This window comes from Stenotrophomonas sp. STEN046 (assembly GCF_056759755.1).
Genome location: NZ_JBRRDR010000027.1, coordinates 40,839 through 61,065, shown reverse-complemented (window position 1 = coordinate 61,065; position 20,227 = coordinate 40,839). Strand labels below are relative to the sequence as shown.

General features: G+C 67.4%; 15 protein-coding genes. 4 read left to right on the top strand and 11 right to left on the bottom strand.

The features are described 5' to 3' along the window. Window positions 1-196: 196 nt before the first annotated feature. The 3 genes from ACVOLJ_RS13520 to ACVOLJ_RS13510 all read right to left on the bottom strand — a co-directional run bounded on the left by ACVOLJ_RS13520 (window position 197) and on the right by ACVOLJ_RS13510 (window position 3,135). Window positions 197-979 (bottom strand): helix-turn-helix transcriptional regulator, encoded by a 783-nt coding sequence (locus tag ACVOLJ_RS13520; RefSeq protein WP_475279850.1) that lies wholly within the window; start codon window positions 977-979, stop codon window positions 197-199. Between the two features lie 99 nt (window positions 980-1,078). Beyond that, window positions 1,079-2,204, bottom strand: a protein-coding gene (gene prfB / locus ACVOLJ_RS13515; protein ID WP_099818762.1) for a peptide chain release factor 2 whose coding sequence is annotated in 2 segments (ribosomal slippage) — window positions 1,079-2,128 and window positions 2,130-2,204 — 1,125 coding nt in all. Because the reading frame shifts where the segments join, the coding sequence is not laid out codon by codon here. Window positions 2,205-2,274: 70 nt separating this feature from the next. Further along, on the bottom strand, window positions 2,275-3,135 hold the full coding sequence (locus tag ACVOLJ_RS13510) for a LytTR family DNA-binding domain-containing protein (protein WP_481564328.1): 861 nt from the start codon (window positions 3,133-3,135) through the stop codon (window positions 2,275-2,277). Window positions 3,136-3,310: 175 nt separating this feature from the next. On the opposite strand from ACVOLJ_RS13510, the gene ACVOLJ_RS13505 reads away from it, so the two are divergent. After that, window positions 3,311-4,594 carry an acyltransferase family protein gene (locus ACVOLJ_RS13505; protein WP_481564327.1) on the top strand — a complete coding sequence of 428 codons (1,284 nt, stop codon included), beginning with the start codon at window positions 3,311-3,313 and terminating at the stop codon, window positions 4,592-4,594. Here ACVOLJ_RS13505 and ACVOLJ_RS13500 read toward each other — a convergent pair. Then, the gene (locus tag ACVOLJ_RS13500; protein ID WP_481564326.1) at window positions 4,533-7,427 is read right to left on the bottom strand and encodes a VIT domain-containing protein; all 2,895 of its coding nucleotides are present in this window, start codon (window positions 7,425-7,427) and stop codon (window positions 4,533-4,535) included. The genes ACVOLJ_RS13505 and ACVOLJ_RS13500 overlap by 62 nt on opposite strands. A gap of 133 nt (window positions 7,428-7,560) precedes the next feature. Between ACVOLJ_RS13500 and ACVOLJ_RS13495 the strand changes: the two genes are divergently transcribed. Beyond that, the gene (locus ACVOLJ_RS13495; RefSeq protein WP_481564325.1) at window positions 7,561-8,610 is read left to right on the top strand and encodes a DUF1176 domain-containing protein; all 1,050 of its coding nucleotides are present in this window, start codon (window positions 7,561-7,563) and stop codon (window positions 8,608-8,610) included. Between the two features lie 40 nt (window positions 8,611-8,650). Here the strand turns inward: ACVOLJ_RS13495 and recJ are convergent, their stop codons facing one another. After that, on the bottom strand, window positions 8,651-10,408 hold the full coding sequence (gene recJ, locus ACVOLJ_RS13490) for a single-stranded-DNA-specific exonuclease RecJ (protein ID WP_481564324.1): 1,758 nt from the start codon (window positions 10,406-10,408) through the stop codon (window positions 8,651-8,653). A 122-nt stretch (window positions 10,409-10,530) separates the two neighbouring features. Between recJ and ACVOLJ_RS13485 the strand changes: the two genes are divergently transcribed. Together ACVOLJ_RS13485 and ACVOLJ_RS13480 are read left to right on the top strand one after the other, a co-directional pair. After that, window positions 10,531-11,574, top strand: coding sequence for a DUF1176 domain-containing protein (locus ACVOLJ_RS13485; protein ID WP_481564323.1), 1,044 nt, complete (start codon window positions 10,531-10,533; stop codon window positions 11,572-11,574). Continuing rightward, window positions 11,575-12,645: a DUF1176 domain-containing protein gene (locus ACVOLJ_RS13480; protein ID WP_481564322.1), complete on the top strand. Its 1,071-nt coding sequence runs from the start codon at window positions 11,575-11,577 to the stop codon at window positions 12,643-12,645. A 115-nt stretch (window positions 12,646-12,760) separates the two neighbouring features. On the opposite strand, the gene ACVOLJ_RS13475 is transcribed toward ACVOLJ_RS13480, so the two are convergent. The 6 genes from ACVOLJ_RS13475 to dapB all read right to left on the bottom strand — a co-directional run bounded on the left by ACVOLJ_RS13475 (window position 12,761) and on the right by dapB (window position 20,175). After that, complete coding sequence (locus ACVOLJ_RS13475) at window positions 12,761-13,681, bottom strand: phosphoglycerate mutase (protein ID WP_475279842.1); 921 nt, start codon at window positions 13,679-13,681, stop codon at window positions 12,761-12,763. 3 nt (window positions 13,682-13,684) lie between these two features. Further along, the gene (gene greA, locus ACVOLJ_RS13470; protein WP_475279916.1) at window positions 13,685-14,149 is read right to left on the bottom strand and encodes a transcription elongation factor GreA; all 465 of its coding nucleotides are present in this window, start codon (window positions 14,147-14,149) and stop codon (window positions 13,685-13,687) included. An 8-nt stretch (window positions 14,150-14,157) separates the two neighbouring features. Then, a complete protein-coding gene (gene carB, locus ACVOLJ_RS13465) occupies window positions 14,158-17,400 on the bottom strand; it encodes a carbamoyl-phosphate synthase large subunit (RefSeq protein ID WP_481564321.1) in 3,243 nt (1,080 codons plus the stop codon). Window positions 17,401-17,454: 54 nt separating this feature from the next. After that, window positions 17,455-18,009: a hypothetical protein gene (locus ACVOLJ_RS13460; RefSeq protein ID WP_481564320.1), complete on the bottom strand. Its 555-nt coding sequence runs from the start codon at window positions 18,007-18,009 to the stop codon at window positions 17,455-17,457. Continuing rightward, window positions 18,009-19,136 carry a glutamine-hydrolyzing carbamoyl-phosphate synthase small subunit gene (gene carA, locus ACVOLJ_RS13455; RefSeq protein WP_475279839.1) on the bottom strand — a complete coding sequence of 376 codons (1,128 nt, stop codon included), beginning with the start codon at window positions 19,134-19,136 and terminating at the stop codon, window positions 18,009-18,011. The genes ACVOLJ_RS13460 and carA overlap by 1 nt, the downstream gene beginning before the upstream one ends. A gap of 310 nt (window positions 19,137-19,446) precedes the next feature. Beyond that, window positions 19,447-20,175, bottom strand: coding sequence for a 4-hydroxy-tetrahydrodipicolinate reductase (dapB, locus tag ACVOLJ_RS13450; protein ID WP_481564319.1), 729 nt, complete (start codon window positions 20,173-20,175; stop codon window positions 19,447-19,449). Window positions 20,176-20,227: the final 52 nt, after the last annotated feature.

Here is a 20,227-nt window from a genome sequence, read left to right as displayed (position 1 = left end):
GCGGGCGTGGGGGGGGGGGGGGGGGGGGGGGGGGGCGGCGGCGGGGCCCCCCGCCTCCCCACCCACACCCCCCCCCCCCCCCCCCCCCCCCCCCCCCCCCCCCCCCCCCCCCCGCCACCCCACGGAATGCAGCTCTGGCTCTGGCTTTGGCCGTTGCATTGAGCAGGTGCAGGGCGCAGCCCTGCCGAACAACCCCCTACTTGCGCGGCAGGTAGGTGACCAGTGACAGGTCGTGCCGGCTCTCCGGCACCAGCGCCACGTACTGCAGCTCCAGCAGCCCACGTGTCGGATGGTTCAGTTTCTTGGCGCCTTCGTCGAACCGGCGCACATCATGCTCGGGCCACCACTGGCGGAACTGCTCGCTATGCGCACCGATATCCTCGGCCAAGGCCAGGAACGGCGCCTTGTCCGGTGCCTGCGCCATCGCCGCACGGAAGCTGGCCAGCAGACCGCGGGTCATCTCTTCCCAGTTGAGGATCAGCGTGCGGTAGGGCGGATACAGGAACATCAGCCGCAGCGTGTTGCGTTCGTGCGGCGCCAACTGCCCGTAATCGACGAACAGGTCGGCGATGGCCGGGTTCCAGGCCAGGATGTCAAAACGGGTAGTGCGCACGTAGGCCGGGATCGGCTGCATGGCCTGCACCAGTTGCCGCAGGCCGTCGGTCACCGTCTCGTCGGGCGATTCCAGCGGCATCCCGTAACCGGACAGCGCGAACGCGTAGGCGCGCTCGTCATCGCTCATCCGCAGCACCTGCGCCAGGCGCTCCAGCACCTCGGGCGAGGCACGCACTTCGCGGCCCTGTTCGATCCAGGTGTACCAGCTGACGCTGACCCCGATCGCCAGCGCCACTTCCTCGCGCTTCAGGCCCGGGGTGCGCCTGCGTCCACCGCCCAGCCCCAGGGTGGCCGGATCGACGCGGGCACGGCAGGCCTTGAGGAAGCCTCCCAGTTCCTTGCGTTCGCTTTCGCTGCGCATCATCGCCCCGCCCTGCAGGCAGCGCGTTCAGCGCGGGACGCGATCAACGTCCCACGCCGATCGGCCCGGGCAGCGGGCATTGCCGCTGCCGCTGGCCAGGCCTCAGGCATCGATGCGCTTGGAGCCCACCGCCAGGCCGGCTTTCAGGCTGGCCTCGACGAATTCGTCCAGGTCGCCATCAAGCACCTTCTGCGTGTCCGAACGCTCGATGCCGGTGCGCAGGTCCTTGATACGGCTCTGGTCGAGCACGTAGTTGCGGATCTGGCTGCCCCAGCCGATATCGGACTTGGTGGCTTCCACCGCATCGCGTTCGGCATTGCGCTTCTGGATTTCCAGCTCGTAGAGCTTGGCGGCCAGCATCTTCATCGCGTTGTCGCGGTTCTGGTGCTGGCTGCGGCCGGTCTGGCAGGCCACGACCGTGTTGGTCGGGATGTGGGTGATACGCACCGCCGACTCGGTCTTGTTGACGTGCTGACCACCCGCGCCGGACGAACGGTACACGTCGGTGCGCAGGTCGGCCGGGTTGATGTCGATCTCGATGTTGTTGTCCACTTCCGGCGACACGAACACCGAGGTGAAGCTGGTGTGGCGGCGGTTGTCCGAATCGAACGGCGACTTGCGCACCAGGCGGTGCACCCCGGTCTCGGTCTTCAGCCAGCCATAGGCATAGTCACCTTCCACGCGCAGCGTGGCCGACTTGATGCCGGCAACATCACCACCGGACACTTCCATCAGCTCGGTCTTCCAGCCGCGCGATTCGCACCAGCGCAGGTACATGCGCAGCAGGATCTCGGCCCAGTCCTGGGCTTCGGTACCACCGGCACCGGCCTGGATGTCGACGAACGCCGGGGCGGTATCCATCTGCCCGGAGAACATGCGCTGGAACTCCAGCTTCTCCACGTGTGCCTGGTGCTTGTCCAGGTCGGCCACAACGGCCAACGCGGTGTCCTCGTCCTGTTCGGATTCGGCCAGCTCCAGCAGTTCGGTGGCGTCGCTCAGGCCTTCCAGAACCGCTGCGATGCCGCCCACGGTCTTTTCCAGGGTCGAGCGCTCGCGCCCCAGGTTCTGGGCGTACTCGGCGTTGTTCCAGACGTCGGGGCTTTCCAGCTCCCGCGTTACTTCTTCAAGACGCTCTTTCTTGGCGTCGTAGTCAAAGATACCCCCGGAGCGACAACACGCGATCGGTCAGATCGGCGATGCGCTGGCGGACAGGATTCAGTTCGATCATGTCGGCGGTTATGCATTCAAAAGATGACTGTCAATGATACCGCAGGCCGGGGGTGCCCGGAATGAGGGGATCAGGCCCCACCCAGCGCCTGCCGCAGCAACGGCAGCTGGCGCCGGCTGCAGGGCACTTTGGCCCCGTCGGCCATGTGCAGCAGGGCCTCGCCGCCATCCAGCGGTTCGATCGAGCGCAACTGGCCGCGATGGATCAGCCAGCTGCGGTGCGGACGCAGGAACACGGCAGGGTCCAGCCGCTGCTCGAGCACGGCCATGGTGATCCGCAGCGGGTAGTCGTGCCCGCGCACCCGAAGGTTCACATAGTTGCCGGCCGCCTGTGCGTACTCCACATCCCCGGTGGCGACCAGGAACTCCTTGCCCAGCTTGCGCACCAGGAAGTGCTGCGGACGTTCGACCGGCTCCACCGGCGGGCCGACATCGGGCTCGGTCAGCAGGCTCGCCTCGCCCTGCCGGCGCCGGCCGAACCAGCTGGCAAAGTGCTCCAGGGCCACGAACAGCGCAAAGGTGCGCACATCTTTCAGGTATTCGTACGCAAAACGCTCCAGCCAGCCGGCATCGTCCTGGTAACGGTAGCCCAGCGATGCATAGGCCAGATGCCGCAGCAGCATCATTGCCGCCACATGCAGCAGCGACCAACCGACGCTGGCCAGCAGGTACACCGGCAGCCGCCGCTTCCAGGTATCTGCGTGCAGCGGCCAACGCTCGCAGGCCCGCCACAGCAGCGGCAGGGTCAGCAGGATCGGGACGAGGCTGCTGAACTCCCAGATCATCGGCTCCCACAAACCCAGATCGGCACCACGGCGACCGGCATCCATCACTTCGACCAGCGCGTTGGTCACCGCCGAGACCGACAGGATCGCCGCCCATAGCAGTAGACGGGTTGACGTACGCCAGCGCGGCGGGCGGCCTGGTGCCATTGCGTGATCCATCGGGTTGCGGTGCTCCAGCGTGCCTCAAGGGACCGAGGGTAGCGGCTCCATTGGTCCCACCACCTCCGCCATTGGTCACTGCGCCAGTGCCAGCGGCCCCTCGGCGCTGGCAGCACAGGCCGGACGGCGTCAGGTTGGCATGACTTTCCGGCACGCCACGACCATGACCCGACGCCACGACATCGACGCCCTGCGGGTGTTCGCCTTCGCCCTGCTGATCCTCTACCACACCGGCATGGCCTACGTGGACGACTGGGGTTTCCACCTCAAGAGCGTGCACACCGCTGAATGGCTGCAGTGGCCCATGGTGTTCGTCAACCGCTGGCGGATGTCGCTGCTGTTCCTTATCTCGGGCATCGCCATCGCGCTGATGCGGCCGGAAGGCAGGCTGCTGCGCTTCGCCGGCCTGCGTACCTGGAAGCTGCTGCTGCCCCTGCTGTTTGGCATGTTCGTGATCGTGCCGGTCCAGCCGTACTGCGAAGGCGTGGCCAACGGCCATGTGGCACCGGGCTTCGTCCACTTCCTGCTGCGCTACTGGCAGGTGCGGCCGTGGCCGGAAGGCAGCTTCGCCGGATGGCAGTACGGCATCACCTGGAACCACCTGTGGTATCTGGCCTATCTGTGGAGCTACACCCTGGCACTGGCCCTGCTGATGCCGTTGCTGGGGTTGGCAGCGGTACGCAAGGCGGTCGCCGCCGTTGCAGCATCGCCAACGTTGCTGATCGGGATACCCTTCGCCTTGCTGCTGGCCTGGGTGCTCTGGCTGGAGCCGGTCTATCCGTCCACCAATGCGCTGCTCGGTGACTGGTACCAGCACGCGAAGTACGCCACGGTATTCCTGGCCGGTTACCTGTTCGCCCGCGAGCCGGTGTTCTGGGAACGCGTGGTCGCCCTGCGCCGGATGACCCTATGGCTGGCGCTGGCAGCGGTGGGCTGGTACCTCGGGCTGCGTGTGCTTGGCCAGGTGCTGCCGCCGGATTCGCCGCTGCGGCAGTGGCCCGAACCGTTCTGGGACCTGCAGGTCCGGACCACGCAGTCGCTGTACGTCTGGACCGCGCTGCTGACCATCCTCGGCTGGGGCAAGGTGTTCCTCGACCGCCCGTTCCGCTGGTTGCCGTACTGCACCGAGGCCATCTATCCCTGGTACATGCTGCACCAGAGCCTGATCATCGGCCTGCTGTTCCTGCTCAAGCCGCTGCAGCTGGGGCCGTGGATGGAACCGGCCCTGCTGCTGGCCGGCACCATCGGCGGCTGCCTGCTGATCCATGAACTGCTGATCCGCCGCTCGCGCTGGCTGCGCCCCCTGTTCGGGCTGCGTGCTGATCGCAACGGCGCAGTGAGCGTCACGCAGGATCACAGCGCCGGCCGCCGGGCATGGCCCGGCGCTACCGCACCTCGAACTCGCCCACCAGCACGGTCTCGGCGCGATCCTTCAAGCGCATCGTGACCATCTGGTCCTGCTGCTTCGGCGTGCCCCAATGGGTGCTCAGGCGCAGCATCAGCGTGGTGGCACCGGTGACCAGCTGTTGGCGGTTGCCGAAGTAGTTCGCCTCGACCTTGTACTTGCCTGGCTTGGCGTTGCGCAGCGAGAACTGCTCCGGGCCATAGCCGCCGGTGAAGTCCTGCGACATCTGCCCGCCCTGCCAGGTCAGCCGGTTGCCGTAGTAGGCGCGCTCGCCGTTGGGGTCGGTCACCCACAGATCCATGTCGCTGTTGTCGGCATCCCAGGCCAGTACAACGCGCAGGTCCAGCGGCATCGCCTGCAGCAGCCGCGGGTCGATGCCGGTGGTATCCAGCCGCGGCTTGCTGCCGGCAACCAGGTTGGTCAACTCATCCAGTGCGATCAGCGCCACGCCGTCGAACCGGCCGTCCCAGGGCCGCACCACCACCTGGTACAGCGGCGCCAGCGCCTGTTGCGGCTTGCCGGCCGCGGCCAACGCAAGGCCAAGATCGCGGAAGCTCTGCGGTTCTTCCTGGCCCATCGCCAGCACCTGCTCGAACACCGGCACTGCCAGCGCAGGTGCCTTGGCCTGCAGCAGGCGATAACCGAGCACGCGCAGCAGGTGGCGGTTGTCCAGGTCCATCTCGGCCAGGTTGGACAGCACGCGCAGCGCAAGATCGTGCTGCCCCTGCTCGATCAGCAGGTCGGCCACATCCAGGAAAAAGGCACTGCTGTCGGCCTGCGCATCGCGCTCGGCCAGATAGCGGTCATACAGTTGCGACGGCGGGCCCTGGCGCAGGCGACGCGCTACCGGTGAATCGGGCTGCCAGGCGGCCAGCTGGATGCCGAGCTTGCCACTGTTGGCCGCCGCCGGTGCATCGGCAACCGAGCCGGTAAGCGTAACCATGTCCAGCGCCGCGCTGGGGGCCGGTGCAGAACGTCGCGCCCGCGCGCTGGTGGCCTCCATGTGCCGCTCGGGAGCGGCTGCCATCGGTGCAGGCGGCGGCGGAGGCGCGGCCAGCATCGCCACCGGGGCGGCGGCATAGCTGTCAGCAGCGGCAATCTCCAGCGCTTTGGACTGCGCCGGCGCATCCTTGGGCCAGCTGCGGTTCCACCACTGCTGGCGCTCCTTCCATTGCGCCGCAACCCGGTCCAGGCGACGACGATCCTCGGCAGCGCGGTCGGCCACCTGGCGGGCGAAGCGCTGGTCATAGTCGGCCCGCAGGGCACCGGCCGGGCGGATCGCATAGCGCAGGTAGTCGTCGAGGGTTTCCAGCACGATCAATGAGGTGTCCGGGCCAACCAGACCGAACTGCTGTGACAACTGCTGCATGGCCTGGCGGTTGCCGCGACGGTCCACAGCAAGCTGCTGCAGCCGTGCCTGCGCCCACAAGCCCGCCAGCAGGGCGCCGTCGGCGCTTCGGGTGGTGGCCGGCAAGGCCTGCCACGCGCCGCCATCGATGCGCACCCGCATCGGCACACCTTCGGCCGCGAGCCGGGCGTGCAGCCACAGCCAACCGTCAGCCAGGCTGCGGCGATCGATTACCACATCCTGTACGCCGCGCCCTGCATCCACCTGCACGTCCGCCGGCATCGACAGCAGCTCACGCGCGGCCGCATCGATATCGCTGCCCAGCGCAATGAAGCTGCCGTGATGCGATTCGCTCCAGCCACGCAGGCGTGCGCTGTCGGTGCGGGCACCGGCGCTGCTGATCGCAAACAAGCGCTGGTCGCCTGCCAACGCCGGCATCACGTCCGGGCCATAGGTCAGCAGCCCATCGCTGACCAGCACGTATTCCTTCACGGCGGCCTGCGGCTGCCAGTTCGCAAGGGCACTGGCGCCGTCCGGGCGCACCGCGATCAGCGCCTGCCGCAGCGCACTCCAGTCGCCGCCACGGATGCGGAACTGGCGGACCGGTTCAGGGCGGTCGCGCAGTACGGTCAATGCAACCATACCCTCGCCCATCGCGGTGAAGTAGCGGTCCAGCAAAGCAAACTCGCGGGCGCGATCACGTTGCCCGGCCGAGCCGGAGCCATCCCACAACAGGCCAACCGCCGAAGCCACGCTGCGCTGCCAGGCGCGCTCGGGCAACGGCAGCTGCGCCAGCAGGTAGTGCCCGTCCTGCCATTTCGCGACCTGGACCTGCGCGGTGCGCGCTGCAGGCAGCGTCCATTGCAGCTGCGCCGGCAACTGCGCGCCGCGCCCCTGCCATTGCAGGGCACCATCGGCGATGCGGAACGGTGCGCTGCCGGCATCAACAGGGCCGGGCGTGTGAACCTTCAGCTCCACCGCAGCGGCGCCGGCGGCAAACTGCAACGGCAGCGTCCAACGCCAGCCCGTGGCCGCGAACGCCAGGGGTTCACGCAGCACCAGCTGCACACGGCGGCTGCCACCAGCCGGCAGCGGATACACGCGCAGGCGGAACTGGTTGCCGGCGGTCTGCTCCAGCAGGCCGGGGTCGACGCCACGGCGGGCGATCTCTTCGAAGACCTGGCGGCCACGATCCTTGGGCACCGGCACCGCCTCGCGCAGCTCGCCATTGATGTCGAGCGCGAAGCCGCTGATCTGCTGGCCTTCGGCCAGCGGAAACTGCAGCTCGCCCTCCAGCACGCGGCGGTTGGGATTGTGGAATTCCAGGGTGATGCGGGTCTGCGCGACGCCGGCCTGCAGCTCGCTTTCGATGCGGGCGGTGCGCAGCTGCACCGGCTGCTCGGCGCCTGCGGCGATCAGCAGCGGGGGCGTCCCCGGCGGTGGCGATGGGCGACGCGACGACTGGGCGGAGGTCGGCCAGGCGAGCAAGGCCAGCAGAAACACGATGCAACAACGGGCGAAGGCCATGACAGGACTCCAGTGGGATCGTGATCGGTTGAACGCACCACCGGCGCGGATGGGGTTGAGGCTGTCCGACGCTGGCGATCAGCAGCACCTGGGCGCACCATGTACGGCTCACCATTACCCCGCAAGGATGCCGATGCGTTCCGCCCTGCTCTACCCCCTGATTGCCCTGGCCTGGCCGGTGGCCGCCGCGCTCCCCTCCGCGCCGGAAGGCATCTACTTCCAGCATCACGATTGGGTCGTGGCCTGCGACAACACCCGCACCTGCCGTGCCGCCGGTTACGCCAGCGGCGATGACAGCACCCTGAGCGTGCTGCTAACCCGCGATGGCGGTCCCGGCCAGTCGGTGCGCGGCCGTCTGTCACTGCAGCCGACCGATGGCCAGCCCACCCCCAAGGGCGCACTGCACCTGCGCATCCAGCAACGCGACCTCGGCGCACTGCCAGCAGGCAAGGATGCGGGCACCTACGCGCTGGACGCGGTGAAGATCGCCGCGCTGCTGTCGGCGCTGGTGCGCGAGGGCGGCATCAGCGTTGTCGATGCCGCTGGCCACGCGTGGCCGCTGTCGGACAAGGGCGCCGCAGCGGTGCTGCTGAAAGCCGATGAATTCCAGGGCCGCATAGGCACGACCGGTGCACTGGTGCGCAAGGGTACGACGCCCGAAACGAGCGTACCGGCTGCGCTGCCGCGGCCGGTGGTGCGCAAGGCCGCGACGCAGGCCTCGGTGACGGATGACCCGACCTTTGCCAGGCTCGCGACCTCGCCTGCATTGCGTGCCGCCCTGCGCGCGACGCTGAAGGAACCGAGCTGCGAAGGCCTGCTCGATGCCGATCCGGACCTGTCCATCAGCAATTCGCCGCTGGAGATCCAGCGCCTGGATGCCAAGCACCTGCTGGTGAGCGTGCCGTGCTGGCGCGCGGCCTACAACACCGGCGATGGCTTCTGGGTGATCCAGCCGCAGGCGCCGTACCAGCCACAGTGGGTGACCAGTGATGCCATCGACTATGACGACGGCCAGATTGCGGGCGGTCAGAAGGGGCGCGGGCTGGGCGACTGCGGTTCCGAGCAGACCTGGACCTGGGATGGGACGCGCTTTGTTGCCACCTCTTCCACCAGCGGCGGCCTGTGCCGTGGCGTGCCCGGTGGCACCTGGGAGTTGCCCACGCGCGTGACCGACGTACGCTGACCCTTCCCGAGCGGTAGCGCCGGGCCACGCCCGGCGAGCGCTACGCCGGCAGGCAGTGCTCGACGATCAGCTGGATCGCGCTGCCGCCGCGGTAGTCATCGCAGGCCAGACGGTAGGCCAGGTGCACGTGGCGACCGGGCGCATTGCCGTTCCAGCCGCCGAAGTGGATTGCATTGAGCGTGCCCGGTACGCCGGGCAGGCGCAGTTCCAGCTTCAGGTGGCGCTCCTTCAGCACGCGCCAGTTGGCCACTTCGAAGTGGCCATCGAACAACGGTTCGGGGAAACCCTGCCCCCACGGCCCAGCCAGCCGCAACGCATCGGCATGGCGATGGTCCAGCTCTTCCGCGGCCAGTTCGCCATCGCTCAGTACCTGCTGCTGCAACGCCGCCGGGTCCAGCAGTTCCAGCACCGTGGCAACGAAGGCGGCTTCGAAGGCGGCGAGGTGCTCCAGGCGCATGCTGAGGCCAGCGGCCATCGCGTGACCGCCGAAGCGTTCGATCAGGCCTGGATGGCGGGCATCGACCAGTGCCAGCGCATCACGGATATGCAGGCCGGGAATCGAGCGCGCTGAGCCGCGCAGCGTGTCCGCGCCCGGTTCAGCAGGTGCGAAGGCCACCACCGGGCGGTGCAGCCGGTCCTTCATCTTCGACGCAACCAGGCCGACCACGCCCGGGTGCCAATCGGCATCGAACAGGCACGCCGCCACCGGCCGCTGCCCGGCGGTATCGAGCACCACGCGTGACAGCGCCTGCTCGGCATCATCGGTCATCGACTGCTGCACCGCGCGGCGTTCGGCATTGATCTGCTCCAGCGTCTGCGCGATCTCGCGCGCCTGTCGCGGGTCTTCGGTCAGCAGCAGCGCGATGCCCAGCGCCATGTCCTCCAGCCGCCCGGCCGCGTTCAGGCGTGGACCCAGACCGAAGCCGATATCGGTCGCGGTCAGGCGCGCGGCATCGCGGCCACTGGCCTCGATCAGTGCCTTCAGGCCCACACAACCCTGCCCGTTGCGCAGACGGCGCAGCCCGGCACTGACCAGGGCGCGGTTGTTGGCATCCAGTGCGACCAGATCCGCCACGGTGCCGACGGCGACCAGGTCCAGCAGCGTGGTCAGGTCCGGGCCCTTGCCATCGGCGAACACACCGGCTTCGCGCATCTGCCGGCGCAGCGCCATCAACACGTAGAAGATCACGCCCACGCCGGCCAGCGATTTGCTGGGGAAGGCGTCGCCATCAAGGTTCGGATCGACGATGACATCGGCCGACGGCAACTGCGGGCCGGGCAGATGGTGGTCGGTGACCAGCACCTGCCAGCCCCGCGCCTTGGCGGCGGTCACGCCGGCGTGGCAGGCGATGCCGTGGTCGACGGTCACCAGCAGATCCGGCTGCAGCGCAGCCAGTTCCTCCACCAGCGATGGCGACAGGCCGTAGCCATGCACCATGCGATTGGGCACGGCGTGGAAGACATGCTGCGCCCCCAGCATGCGCAATCCGCGAACGCCGACCGCACACGCAGTTGCACCATCGCAGTCGAAATCGCCGACCACCAGGATGCGCTTGTCGGCGGCGATGGCGGCCACCAGCAGGTCCACTGCCGCATCGATGCCGGTCAGCAGTTCCGGCGCATGCAGGCTGCCCAGTTTCGGCAGTGCCAGCTCCGGCGTATCTGCGCCACGTGCGGCATACAGCCGCGCCAGCAACGGCAACGTGCCGTCCGGCCAGGTGCCCGGCGCTGCGGGATCGCGGCGACGGATTGTCGGGGTGTCGGAGCTGGGCTGCGCAGCATCGGCGGCAAGGGACATCGGCATCGCCGGGTTGCGGAAGACCGGTGCATGATACCGCGCGCGGCTTGTCAGGCTCTTCCCGGGCTTGGCGCAGGCGTGGTGATCACCCATGCTTGCAGGGTCATGAAAGGGAATTCTGCATGTATCGCCCGCTCTCCTTACTGCTTGCCAGCATCCTGTTCCAGGCTGTCGTCCACGCCGCGCCCGCGCCGCTGGAACCGGGCATCGAGTTCGTGCACAACGACTGGTTCCTGGCCTGCGACAACACCGGCACCTGTCGCGCGGCCGGCTACAGCGCCGAGAATTCGCCGGGCCTGCTGGCTCTGATGCTGGAACGCGCCGGTGGCCCCGGCACGACGGTCACGGCGCGGCTGCGGGTGGGTGAGGACGGCGACAGCGCGATGCCGGAAGGCCCGCTGCGGCTGCGCGTGAACGGGCGCGACCTGGGCCCGGTGGAGGATACCGGCGCCGCAGAAAAGGTGATGCTGCGGCCCGCGCAGGTGGACGCCCTGGTGGCCGCCCTGCCCGGCCAGGCACGGATCGAGGTGATCGACGGCAAGCATGCGCTCTGGCCGATTTCTGATCGCGGCGCTGCAGCCGTATTGCTGAAGATGGATGAAACACAGGGACGCGTGGGCACGCCCGGCGCTCTGGTGCGCCGGGGAAAGCGTGCCGAAGCCAGTGTTCCGGCCGCACTGGACATGCCGGTGATCGTGCGCGGCCGATTGGCCGCTGCCCGGCCCGGTGATGCCGCGCTGGCCGGAAGTGAAGCACTGCGGGATGCGCTGATCGCCGCCCTCGGCGACAGCGACGACTGCCCGCGTCTGATCGAGTACAAGGGCACCCCGGAAATGGTGATCGAGCGGCTGGATGACAGCCATGTGCTGGTGCAGGCGCTGTGCCAGATGGGTGCGTACAACTACAGCAATGGCTTCTGGATCGCGCGCGATCAACCACCGTTCTCAGCGAAGACGGTCACTCTGGAAGCGGAGAGCTTTTCGCGCGAAGAACGCGCGCTGTCCGCACGCTATAAGGGCCGCGGCATCGGCGACTGCGTTTCAGGTACGGACTGGACCTGGGATGGGCGCGCCTTCCGGCTGAGCAGCGCCTTCAGCACCGGCCTGTGCCGTGGCATGCCGGGCGGGCACTGGATGCTGCCGACGCTGGTGAGCGAGGTTCGTTGAATGCGCTCCCCTGCTCTGCCGCAATTGCCGCTGTTCGTGCTGGGATTGCTGGCGACAGCTTCGCCTGCCTGGGCCGCGGTTCCGGTTGGCGCATCGTTCGCCGAGGGCGACTGGTTCATGGTCTGCGACAACACGCGTGCCTGCCGTATTGCCGGTGTCGGCGCCTCCGCGCCGCTGAGACTGGGCGCGCTGATCGAGCGCAATGGCGGGCCTGGAGAAGCGGTGGAGATGCGGCTGGTACTCGCCCGCGACGACGCTGACGACCCCGAAGCACAGGCGCAGTCACCTGTTGGCGCACTGCAGCTGCAGCTGGACGGAAAGCATGAGGGCAGCATCGGGGCAATTGAATCGGCCACGGAGCATGCAAAGCTGAGTCCGGCTCAAGTGCAGGCATTCAGCGCCGCCCTGATCAGGCAATCCCCCATCAGCATCATCGATGGCAAGGGGCAGGCATGGTCACTGCCTGCATCCGGCGCCGCTGCGCTGATGCTGAAGATGGATCAGATCCAGCAGCGACTGGATACGCCCGGCGCACTGGTGCAACGTGGAAACCGGCCGGAGTCGAGCGTGCCGCCCGCCCTGCCGAAGCCGCTGCTGGCCATCCCATCCAAGCGCATGCCACCGCGTGAGGACGATGCGCGTCTGGGCGAGCGCGACGACCTGCGCCGCCTGCTCAAGCCCGGCAACAAGGCGGACTGGGCATGCGCTGCGGATGTGCCGCAGACCAGCGCGCCGTCCATCGCCATCCAGCGGCTGGACGATCATCACGTGCTTGCCTCCGTTGTCTGTCACATCCCGGGGTTCAATGTGCCGGGTGGGACGTGGTCGATCAACGACCAGCCGCCGTTCAATCCCGTCTTCATTACCCAGGGCGCACTTTTCCCGCAGTCGCTGGAGCTGATGTACCTTGAGGAAACCGTGGAGACCGACCGCGATCGCTGCGGAACGGGGCGCTACTGGGCATGGGATGGACAGCGGATGCGGCTGAGCATGGAATACGTCGGCGGCACCTGCAGTGGCACCGGGGCTTCCACCTGGCGGCTGCCGACCTATATCACTGAATTCCGATAGGGCATCCGCCGGGCATGGCCCGGCGCTACTGCAATCGTGGGCATCCGCCGGGCATGGCCCGGCGCTACCGCAATCGTCGGATTCTACCGGGCATGGCCTGCGTGCGCAGATTGCCTCAGGCGTCGTGCAGTTGCCGTGGTTTCTTCCAGAACTGCCAGCGCTGGCCCTTTTCCAGCTGGAACTGCAGGCCGTCTTCGAAATCCAGCACCAGCCGCTGCAGTTCGCCACGCTGCAATGCCGCCAGCAACGGTCGGATCGCATCGTTGCCGAGCTGCTGCAGCGAGCGCAGCTGGCGCAGGTCCACCAGTGCATCCACCGACTGCTCGCCATCCACCGCCACACCTGCGGCATTGGCCAGGCCCTGCAGCAGCGCATCGCGGCTGCGCACCTGCGCATGCGCGGTGCTCACCGACACCGGCATCACGCCACCGCCCCAGAACCACAGCGAATTGATCGGCTGCTGGCCCTGCGCGGCACGCTGCTGGTTCCAGGAATGGTTGTGCAGCAGCACCTGTGCTTCGGTCAGGAGAGCACGCCAGCGGCGGCCCGCTTCACCTTCGGGCAGGTGCGAGAACAGATCGTCACCCAGCACGTCATCTGGGCTGTCGAATACCGGCAACTCCATGTCGATGGGCAGCCGCAGGTACCAGCGCGCCGGATCAGGTGCATCCAGCACCAGACCTGCGTCGGCAAACAACGGCTGCAGCAGCGGCAACAACGCCAGGCTGTCGGCCAGTGTCGGCCGCAGCGTTTCGCCATGGCCCATCATCCGCGCACCGTGCATGTCCGGCACCATGCAGGCCGGATCGGCGCGCAGCCAACAGGCGCCGGCGGCGTCGCCGACGTCACGCTGACGGGTCAGCGCGGCCACCGGCCAATGCGGTGCGGCCACGCTGAAATGCCGCTGCAGCTGCGCCCGCTCGCCCGCTTCCCCCTGCGAGGTGGTGGCGCGGCCCAGGGCGCGCGCCACCACATCAGGCAGTGCAGCCACCGCAAAGCGGCTGCGTGCAGGCAACAACAGGGTTGCCGTTGCCACCGGTCAGTCCTGGTAGCTGACGCTGACGATCTCGTACTCGCGCTGGCCGGCCGGTGCATCGATCACGATCGAGTCACCCTCCAGCTTGCCGATCATCGCGCGCGCAACGGGCGACGAAATCGCGATCAGGCCCAGCTTGATGTCGGCCTCGAGGTCGCCAACGATCTGGTACTTCTTCTCTTCGTCGCTTTCCACGTCGGCCAGGGTCACGCTGGCACCGAACACCACCTTGGAGCCGGCATTGAGCTTGCTCACATCGATGATCTCGGCGTGCGACAGCTCGCTTTCCAGCTGCTTGATGCGACCTTCGATGAAGCCCTGTTCCTCGCGCGCGGCGTGGTACTCGGCGTTTTCCTTCAGGTCGCCGTGCTCGCGTGCCTCGGCGATCGCGGCGATCACCTTGGGACGCTTCACCGACTTCAGGTGATCCAGTTCATCGCGCAGACGCTGCGCGCCCTTCATGGTGATGGGGGCTCTCATGCATTCAACTCCTTGTGCAGTTCCTGCAGCGACCAGACAGGGCCGGTGCCACGGAATTCCAGTGAATCCACCAGCGCCTTGGCGCCGGCAATGGTGGTCGAGTAGGTGACGCGGTGCTGCAGCGCCTCGCGACGGATCGAGAACGAATCGTTGATGGCCGAACGACCTTCGGTCGTGTTGACGATGTAGACGATCTCGCCGTTCTTGATCGAGTCGACGATGTGCGGACGGCCTTCAACCACCTTGTTGATGATCTCGCAGTCCATACCGTGCTGCTGCAGCCACGCGGCGGTGCCACGGGTGGCAACCAGGCTGTAGCCACGTGCCAGCAGCGCCTTGGCCACCGGCAGCACGCGCTTCTTGTCCGGGTCACGCACCGATACGAACGCCTTGCCAACCGGCGGTGCCTTGATGCCGCCGGCTTCCTGCGCACGCGCAAAGGCGGCGTTGAAGCTGCGGCCCACGCCCATCACCTCACCGGTGGAGCGCATTTCCGGCCCGAGGATCGGGTCGACGCCCTGGAACTTGGCGAACGGGAAGATCGCTTCCTTCACCGAGTAGTAGTCCGGCACGATTTCCTTGGTCGCGCCCTGCTCGGCCAGGGTCTTGCCGGCCATGCAGCGGGCGGCGATCTTGGCCAGCGGCATGCCGGTGGCCTTGGACACGAACGGCACGGTGCGCGAGGCACGCGGGTTCACTTCCAGCAGGTAGATGGTGTCATCACCCTCATCGCTGGTCTGGATGGCGAACTGGGTGTTCATCAGGCCCACCACGTTCAGGGCCTTGGCCAGCTCCACGACCTGGCGACGCAGCTCGGCCTGGGTTCCAGCCGACAGCGAGTACGGCGGCAGCGAGCAGGACGAATCGCCCGAATGCACGCCGGCTTCCTCGATGTGCTCCATCACGCCACCGATCAGCACGTTGCCCTGCGCATCGGCAATGATGTCCACGTCCACTTCCACGGCGTTGTCCAGGAAGCGGTCCAGCAGCACCGGCGAATCGTTGGACACCTTCACCGCATCGCGCACGTAGCGGGCCAGGTCGGATTCGCCGTAAACAATTTCCATCGCACGGCCACCCAGCACGTAGCTCGGGCGCACCACCAGCGGGTAGCCGATCTCGCGCGCCAGCAGCAGGGCTTCCTGGTCGTTGCGGGCGATGCGGTTCGGCGGCTGCTTCAGGCTCAGCTTGTCCACCAGCTGCTGGAAGCGTTCGCGGTCTTCGGCCAGATCGATGGAATCGGGGCTGGTGCCGATCACCGGCACGCCGTTGGCTTCCAGCGCGCGCGCCAGCTTCAGCGGGGTCTGGCCGCCGTACTGCACGATCACGCCCTTGGGCTGTTCCAGCTCGACGATTTCCAGCACGTCCTCCAGGGTCAGCGGTTCGAAGTACAGGCGGTCGGAAGTGTCGTAGTCGGTCGACACGGTTTCCGGGTTGCAGTTGACCATGATGGTTTCATAGCCATCCTCGCGCAGCGCCAGTGCGGCGTGCACGCAGCAGTAGTCGAACTCGATGCCCTGGCCGATGCGGTTCGGGCCACCGCCGAGGATCATGATCTTGTCGCGGTTGGTCGGCGCGGCCTCGCACTCGTCCTCGTAGGTCGAGTACAGGTAGGCGGTACCGGTGGAGAACTCACCGGCGCAGGAGTCCACGCGCTTGTAGACCGGGCGCACCTTGTGCGCACGGCGCAGCGCGCGGATGGCCGCTTCGTTGGTTCCGGTCAGCTGCGCCAGGCGGGCGTCGGAGAAGCCGGCGCGCTTGAGCTTGCGCAGGCGCACCGCGTCCAGGGCGTCGATGCCATCGGCGGCAACCGAAGTCTCGGCGGCGATGATCTCTTCGATCTGGTCCAGGAACCACGGGTCGATGTAGGACAGGTTGAAGATGTCATCCACGCTCATGCCGGCGCGGAACGCGTCGGCCACGTAGAACAGGCGCTCCGGGCCCGGCGCCTTCAGCTCGCGGCGCAGGGTCTGCAGATCATCTTCGTTGCCCAGGTCCAGGCCGGTCGGGTCGAAGCCGACCTTGCCGGTTTCCAGGCCGCGCAGGGCCTTCTGCATCGACTCCTGGAAGGTGCGGCCCATCGCCATCACCTCGCCCACCGACTTCATCTGGGTGGTCAGGCGCGAGTCGGCTGCCGGGAACTTCTCGAAGGCAAAGCGCGGAATCTTGGTGACCACGTAGTCGATGGACGGCTCGAACGAGGCCGGGGTCAGGCCGCCGGTGATCTCGTTCTTCAGTTCGTCCAGGGTGTAGCCCACGGCCAGCTTGGCGGCGACCTTGGCGATCGGGAAGCCGGTGGCCTTGGAGGCCAGCGCCGAAGAACGCGACACGCGCGGGTTCATCTCGATCACCACCACGCGGCCGGTGTCCGGATTGATGCCGAACTGCACGTTCGAGCCGCCGGTATCCACGCCGATCTTGCGCAGCACGGCGATGGAGGCATCGCGCAGGCGCTGGTATTCCTTGTCAGTCAGGGTCTGTGCCGGGGCCACGGTGATCGAGTCACCGGTGTGCACGCCCATCGGGTCCAGGTTCTCGATCGAGCACACGATGATGCAGTTGTCCGCAGTATCGCGGACCACTTCCATCTCGAACTCCTTCCAGCCCAGCACCGACTCTTCCACCAGCACTTCGGTGGTCGGCGACAGTTCCAGGCCGCGGGTCACGATTTCGATCAGCTCTTCGCGGTTGTAGGCGATGCCGCCGCCGCTGCCACCCAGGGTGAAGCTGGGGCGGATGATGGTCGGGTAGCCGACGCGGGTCTGGATCTCCAGCGCCTCGTCCAGGGTGTGGGCAACGGCGGCGGTCGGGCACTCCAGGCCGATCTCGCCCATGGCCACGCGGAACAGCTCGCGGTCCTCGGCCATCATGATCGCTTCGCGCTTGGCGCCGATCAGTTCGACGTTGTACTTCTCCAGCACACCGTTGTCGGCCAGGTCCAGCGCGCAGTTCAGCGCAGTCTGGCCACCCATGGTCGGCAGCAGGGCGTCGGGCTTTTCCTTGGCGATGATCTTCTCGACCGTCTGCCAGTTGATCGGCTCGATGTAGACGGCGTCGGCCATCTCCGGGTCGGTCATGATCGTGGCCGGGTTGCTGTTGACCAGCACCACGCGGTAGCCCTCGTCACGCAGTGCCTTGCAGGCCTGGGCGCCGGAGTAATCGAACTCGCAGGCCTGGCCGATGACGATCGGGCCGGCACCGATGATGAGGATGGTCTTGAGGTCAGTGCGCTTGGGCATTTTCTTCTCTAAGTCAGTACAGCGTGACAAGGGGGAGTGATCGCACGCTGTCGATCAGGAAATCTCTTCGGGTTTCAGCACGATCCGGCACTGCTCCTGCAGCGGCTTGGCCAACTGCGCGTCCAGATCCTCTGGAATGGCCGGCCCGCTTTCGAACGACGCCACCATGCGGCGGTACGCCGGGCTGTCGATGAAGGCGGCAAGCTGCGCGCGGTCGGTGCCGGCCAGACCGGCGCCGGCCTTGGCCTCGGTGTTGTCCGGGGTGGAATTGGCGAACGTGGTCGCCAGGGCCTTGCCCGCCGGCGTGGCCAGGAAGCGCGACCATTCGGCGATCACCACGTCGCCATCGTTGCCCAGACCGGTGATGATCGAGCGGCGGAACTGCGCATCCAGCAGATCGCGCACGGGCGCCTGCGCGCACTTCTGGTCAGCGTCCGGCAACGCTTTCAGTGCCGGTGTGTTGTCGATCACCAGGCTGGCCATGCTGGTACCCAGCGAGCCCATGCCCAACGTCTTGGCCACCGCCGCCACATCGGCGTCGGCGGCGGGCGCAGCCTGCGCCACACCCGCGACACACCACAGCAACGGCAGGAGGGCCAGGCTGCGCATCAAGCCTTCGCCTCGGCCATCAGGGCGACGAAACGATCGAACAGCGGACCGACGTCGGTCGGGCCCGGCGAGGCTTCCGGATGGCCCTGGAAAGAGAACGCGGGCACATCGGTGCGGGCGATGCCCTGGTTGGTGCCATCGAACAGCGAACGGTGGGTCACCCGCAGGGTGGCCGGCAGGCTGGCTTCATCCACCGCAAAACCATGGTTCTGCGAGGTGATCATCACCCGGCCGCTGTCCAGATCCTGCACCGGGTGGTTCGCACCGTGGTGGCCGTGGCCCATCTTGAGGGTCTTCGCGCCCGAGGCCAGGCCCAGCAGCTGGTGGCCCAGGCAGATGCCGAAGGTCGGGATCTTCACGTCGATGAAGGACTTGATCGCAGCGATCGCGTAGTCGCACGGTTCCGGGTCACCCGGGCCGTTGGACAGGAACACGCCGTCCGGCTTCAGCGCCAGCACTTCGGCGGCCGGGGTCTGCGCCGGCACCACGGTGACCTCGCAGCCGCGCTCGGCCAGCATGCGCAGGATGTTGGTCTTCACGCCGAAATCGTAGGCCACGACCTTGTACTGCGCCGGCACGCTGACGAAGGCGTTGGCATCCAGATCCAGCTGGCCCTCGGTCCAGACGTAGCTTTTTTCAGTGGTGACGACCTTTGCCAGATCCATGCCCTTCAGGCCGGGGAACTTGCGGGCCGCTTCCAGCGCCTTCTCCACATCGATGTCGCCAGCCATCAGCGCGCCGTTCTGGGCGCCCTTCTCGCGCAGGATGCGGGTCAGCTTGCGGGTGTCGATGCCGGCGATGGCGACCACGCCACGCTGGATCAGCCAGTCCTGCAGCGACACCTGGCTGCGCCAGTTGCTCGGGCGGCGCGGCACATCGCGCACGATCAGGCCGGCCGACCACACCTTGGACGCTTCATTGTCCTGGTCGGTCATGCCGGTGTTGCCAATGTGCGGATAGGTCAGCGTGACCATCTGCCGGGCGTAGGACGGGTCGGTCAACACTTCCTGGTAGCCGGTCATGGCGGTGTTGAACACCACCTCACCGACGGACAGGCCGGGCGCGCCTACGGATTCGCCCTCGAATACGGTGCCGTCTTCGAGGACGAGGATTGCGGCTTGGGTCACGGAATTCTCACTTTGGCTACCGAGGGGGTGCCGAAGTCACGCCTGCGCTTCACGGAAATCCGGTTGCAAAAAAGCGCGGACGTACGGTCTGGGACCGGTCCGGCTTTCGTGATTCGGCGAGTGCGAATTGTAGCGGTGCCGGGGCCAGCGCGCCAGCGGTTATCGCCATTCATGAACAGGCGATTGCGTATTCATTTCAATCCGGGGGCGTATGTGGCCCCCGCACCGGCCTTGGTAGCTGCCAACCTTGGTTGGCACCTCCGGGAAACGCTGCCAACCAAGGTTGGCATCTACCGGCCACATGGGACCGTTACCGGGGCCCGTCCAGCAGGTCCCGTACGCGGTAGCTGCCTGCCGCCCGGCCCTGCAGCTGGCGCGCGGCAAACAGCGCCCCGCGGGCGAAGATGTCGCGATTGGTGGCCCGGTGCACCAGCTCGATGCGCTCGCCCAGGCCGGTGAACTGCACCAGATGCTCGCCCACGATGTCACCGGCACGCAGGCTGGCATACGCAGGCTCTGCCCCGCCGCGCTGCGCCGCCGCGCCCAGCGTCAGGGCCGTACCGGAGGGCGCGTCCTTCTTCTGCGTGTGATGGGATTCAACGATGTCGCAGTTCCAGCCTGCCAACGCCTGCGCCGCACGCTCGACCAGTTCGTCCAGCACCGCCACGCCCAGGCTGAAATTGGATGCCCACACCAGCGGGATCTTCGCAGCCGCAGCGTCCAGCGCCTGCCGTTGCGCGCTGGAAATGCCGGTGGTGCCCGACACCAGCCCCGCACTGCGCTCGACGCACAGCGCCAGCAGGGCATCGAAGCCCTCCGGCAGGCTGAAGTCGATCGCCACATCGAACGGCGGCGCACCGGGCAGCTCGCTGGCGGCAAAGAACGGCACGCCATCGATCACCCGCTGGGCCGGCGCGCGGCCGGTCACCGCCGCAACGATCTGCAGCGCATCGGGATGGTCGGCCGCCAGTCGTAACAGGGCCTGGCCCATGCGCCCGGAGGCACCGTGAATTAGCAATCGCAGGGGAGTCTGGTTCATGCACGCAGGCTAGCGGCAGCACGCATGGTCCGGCAAGCGTCGTCGCTGCTAC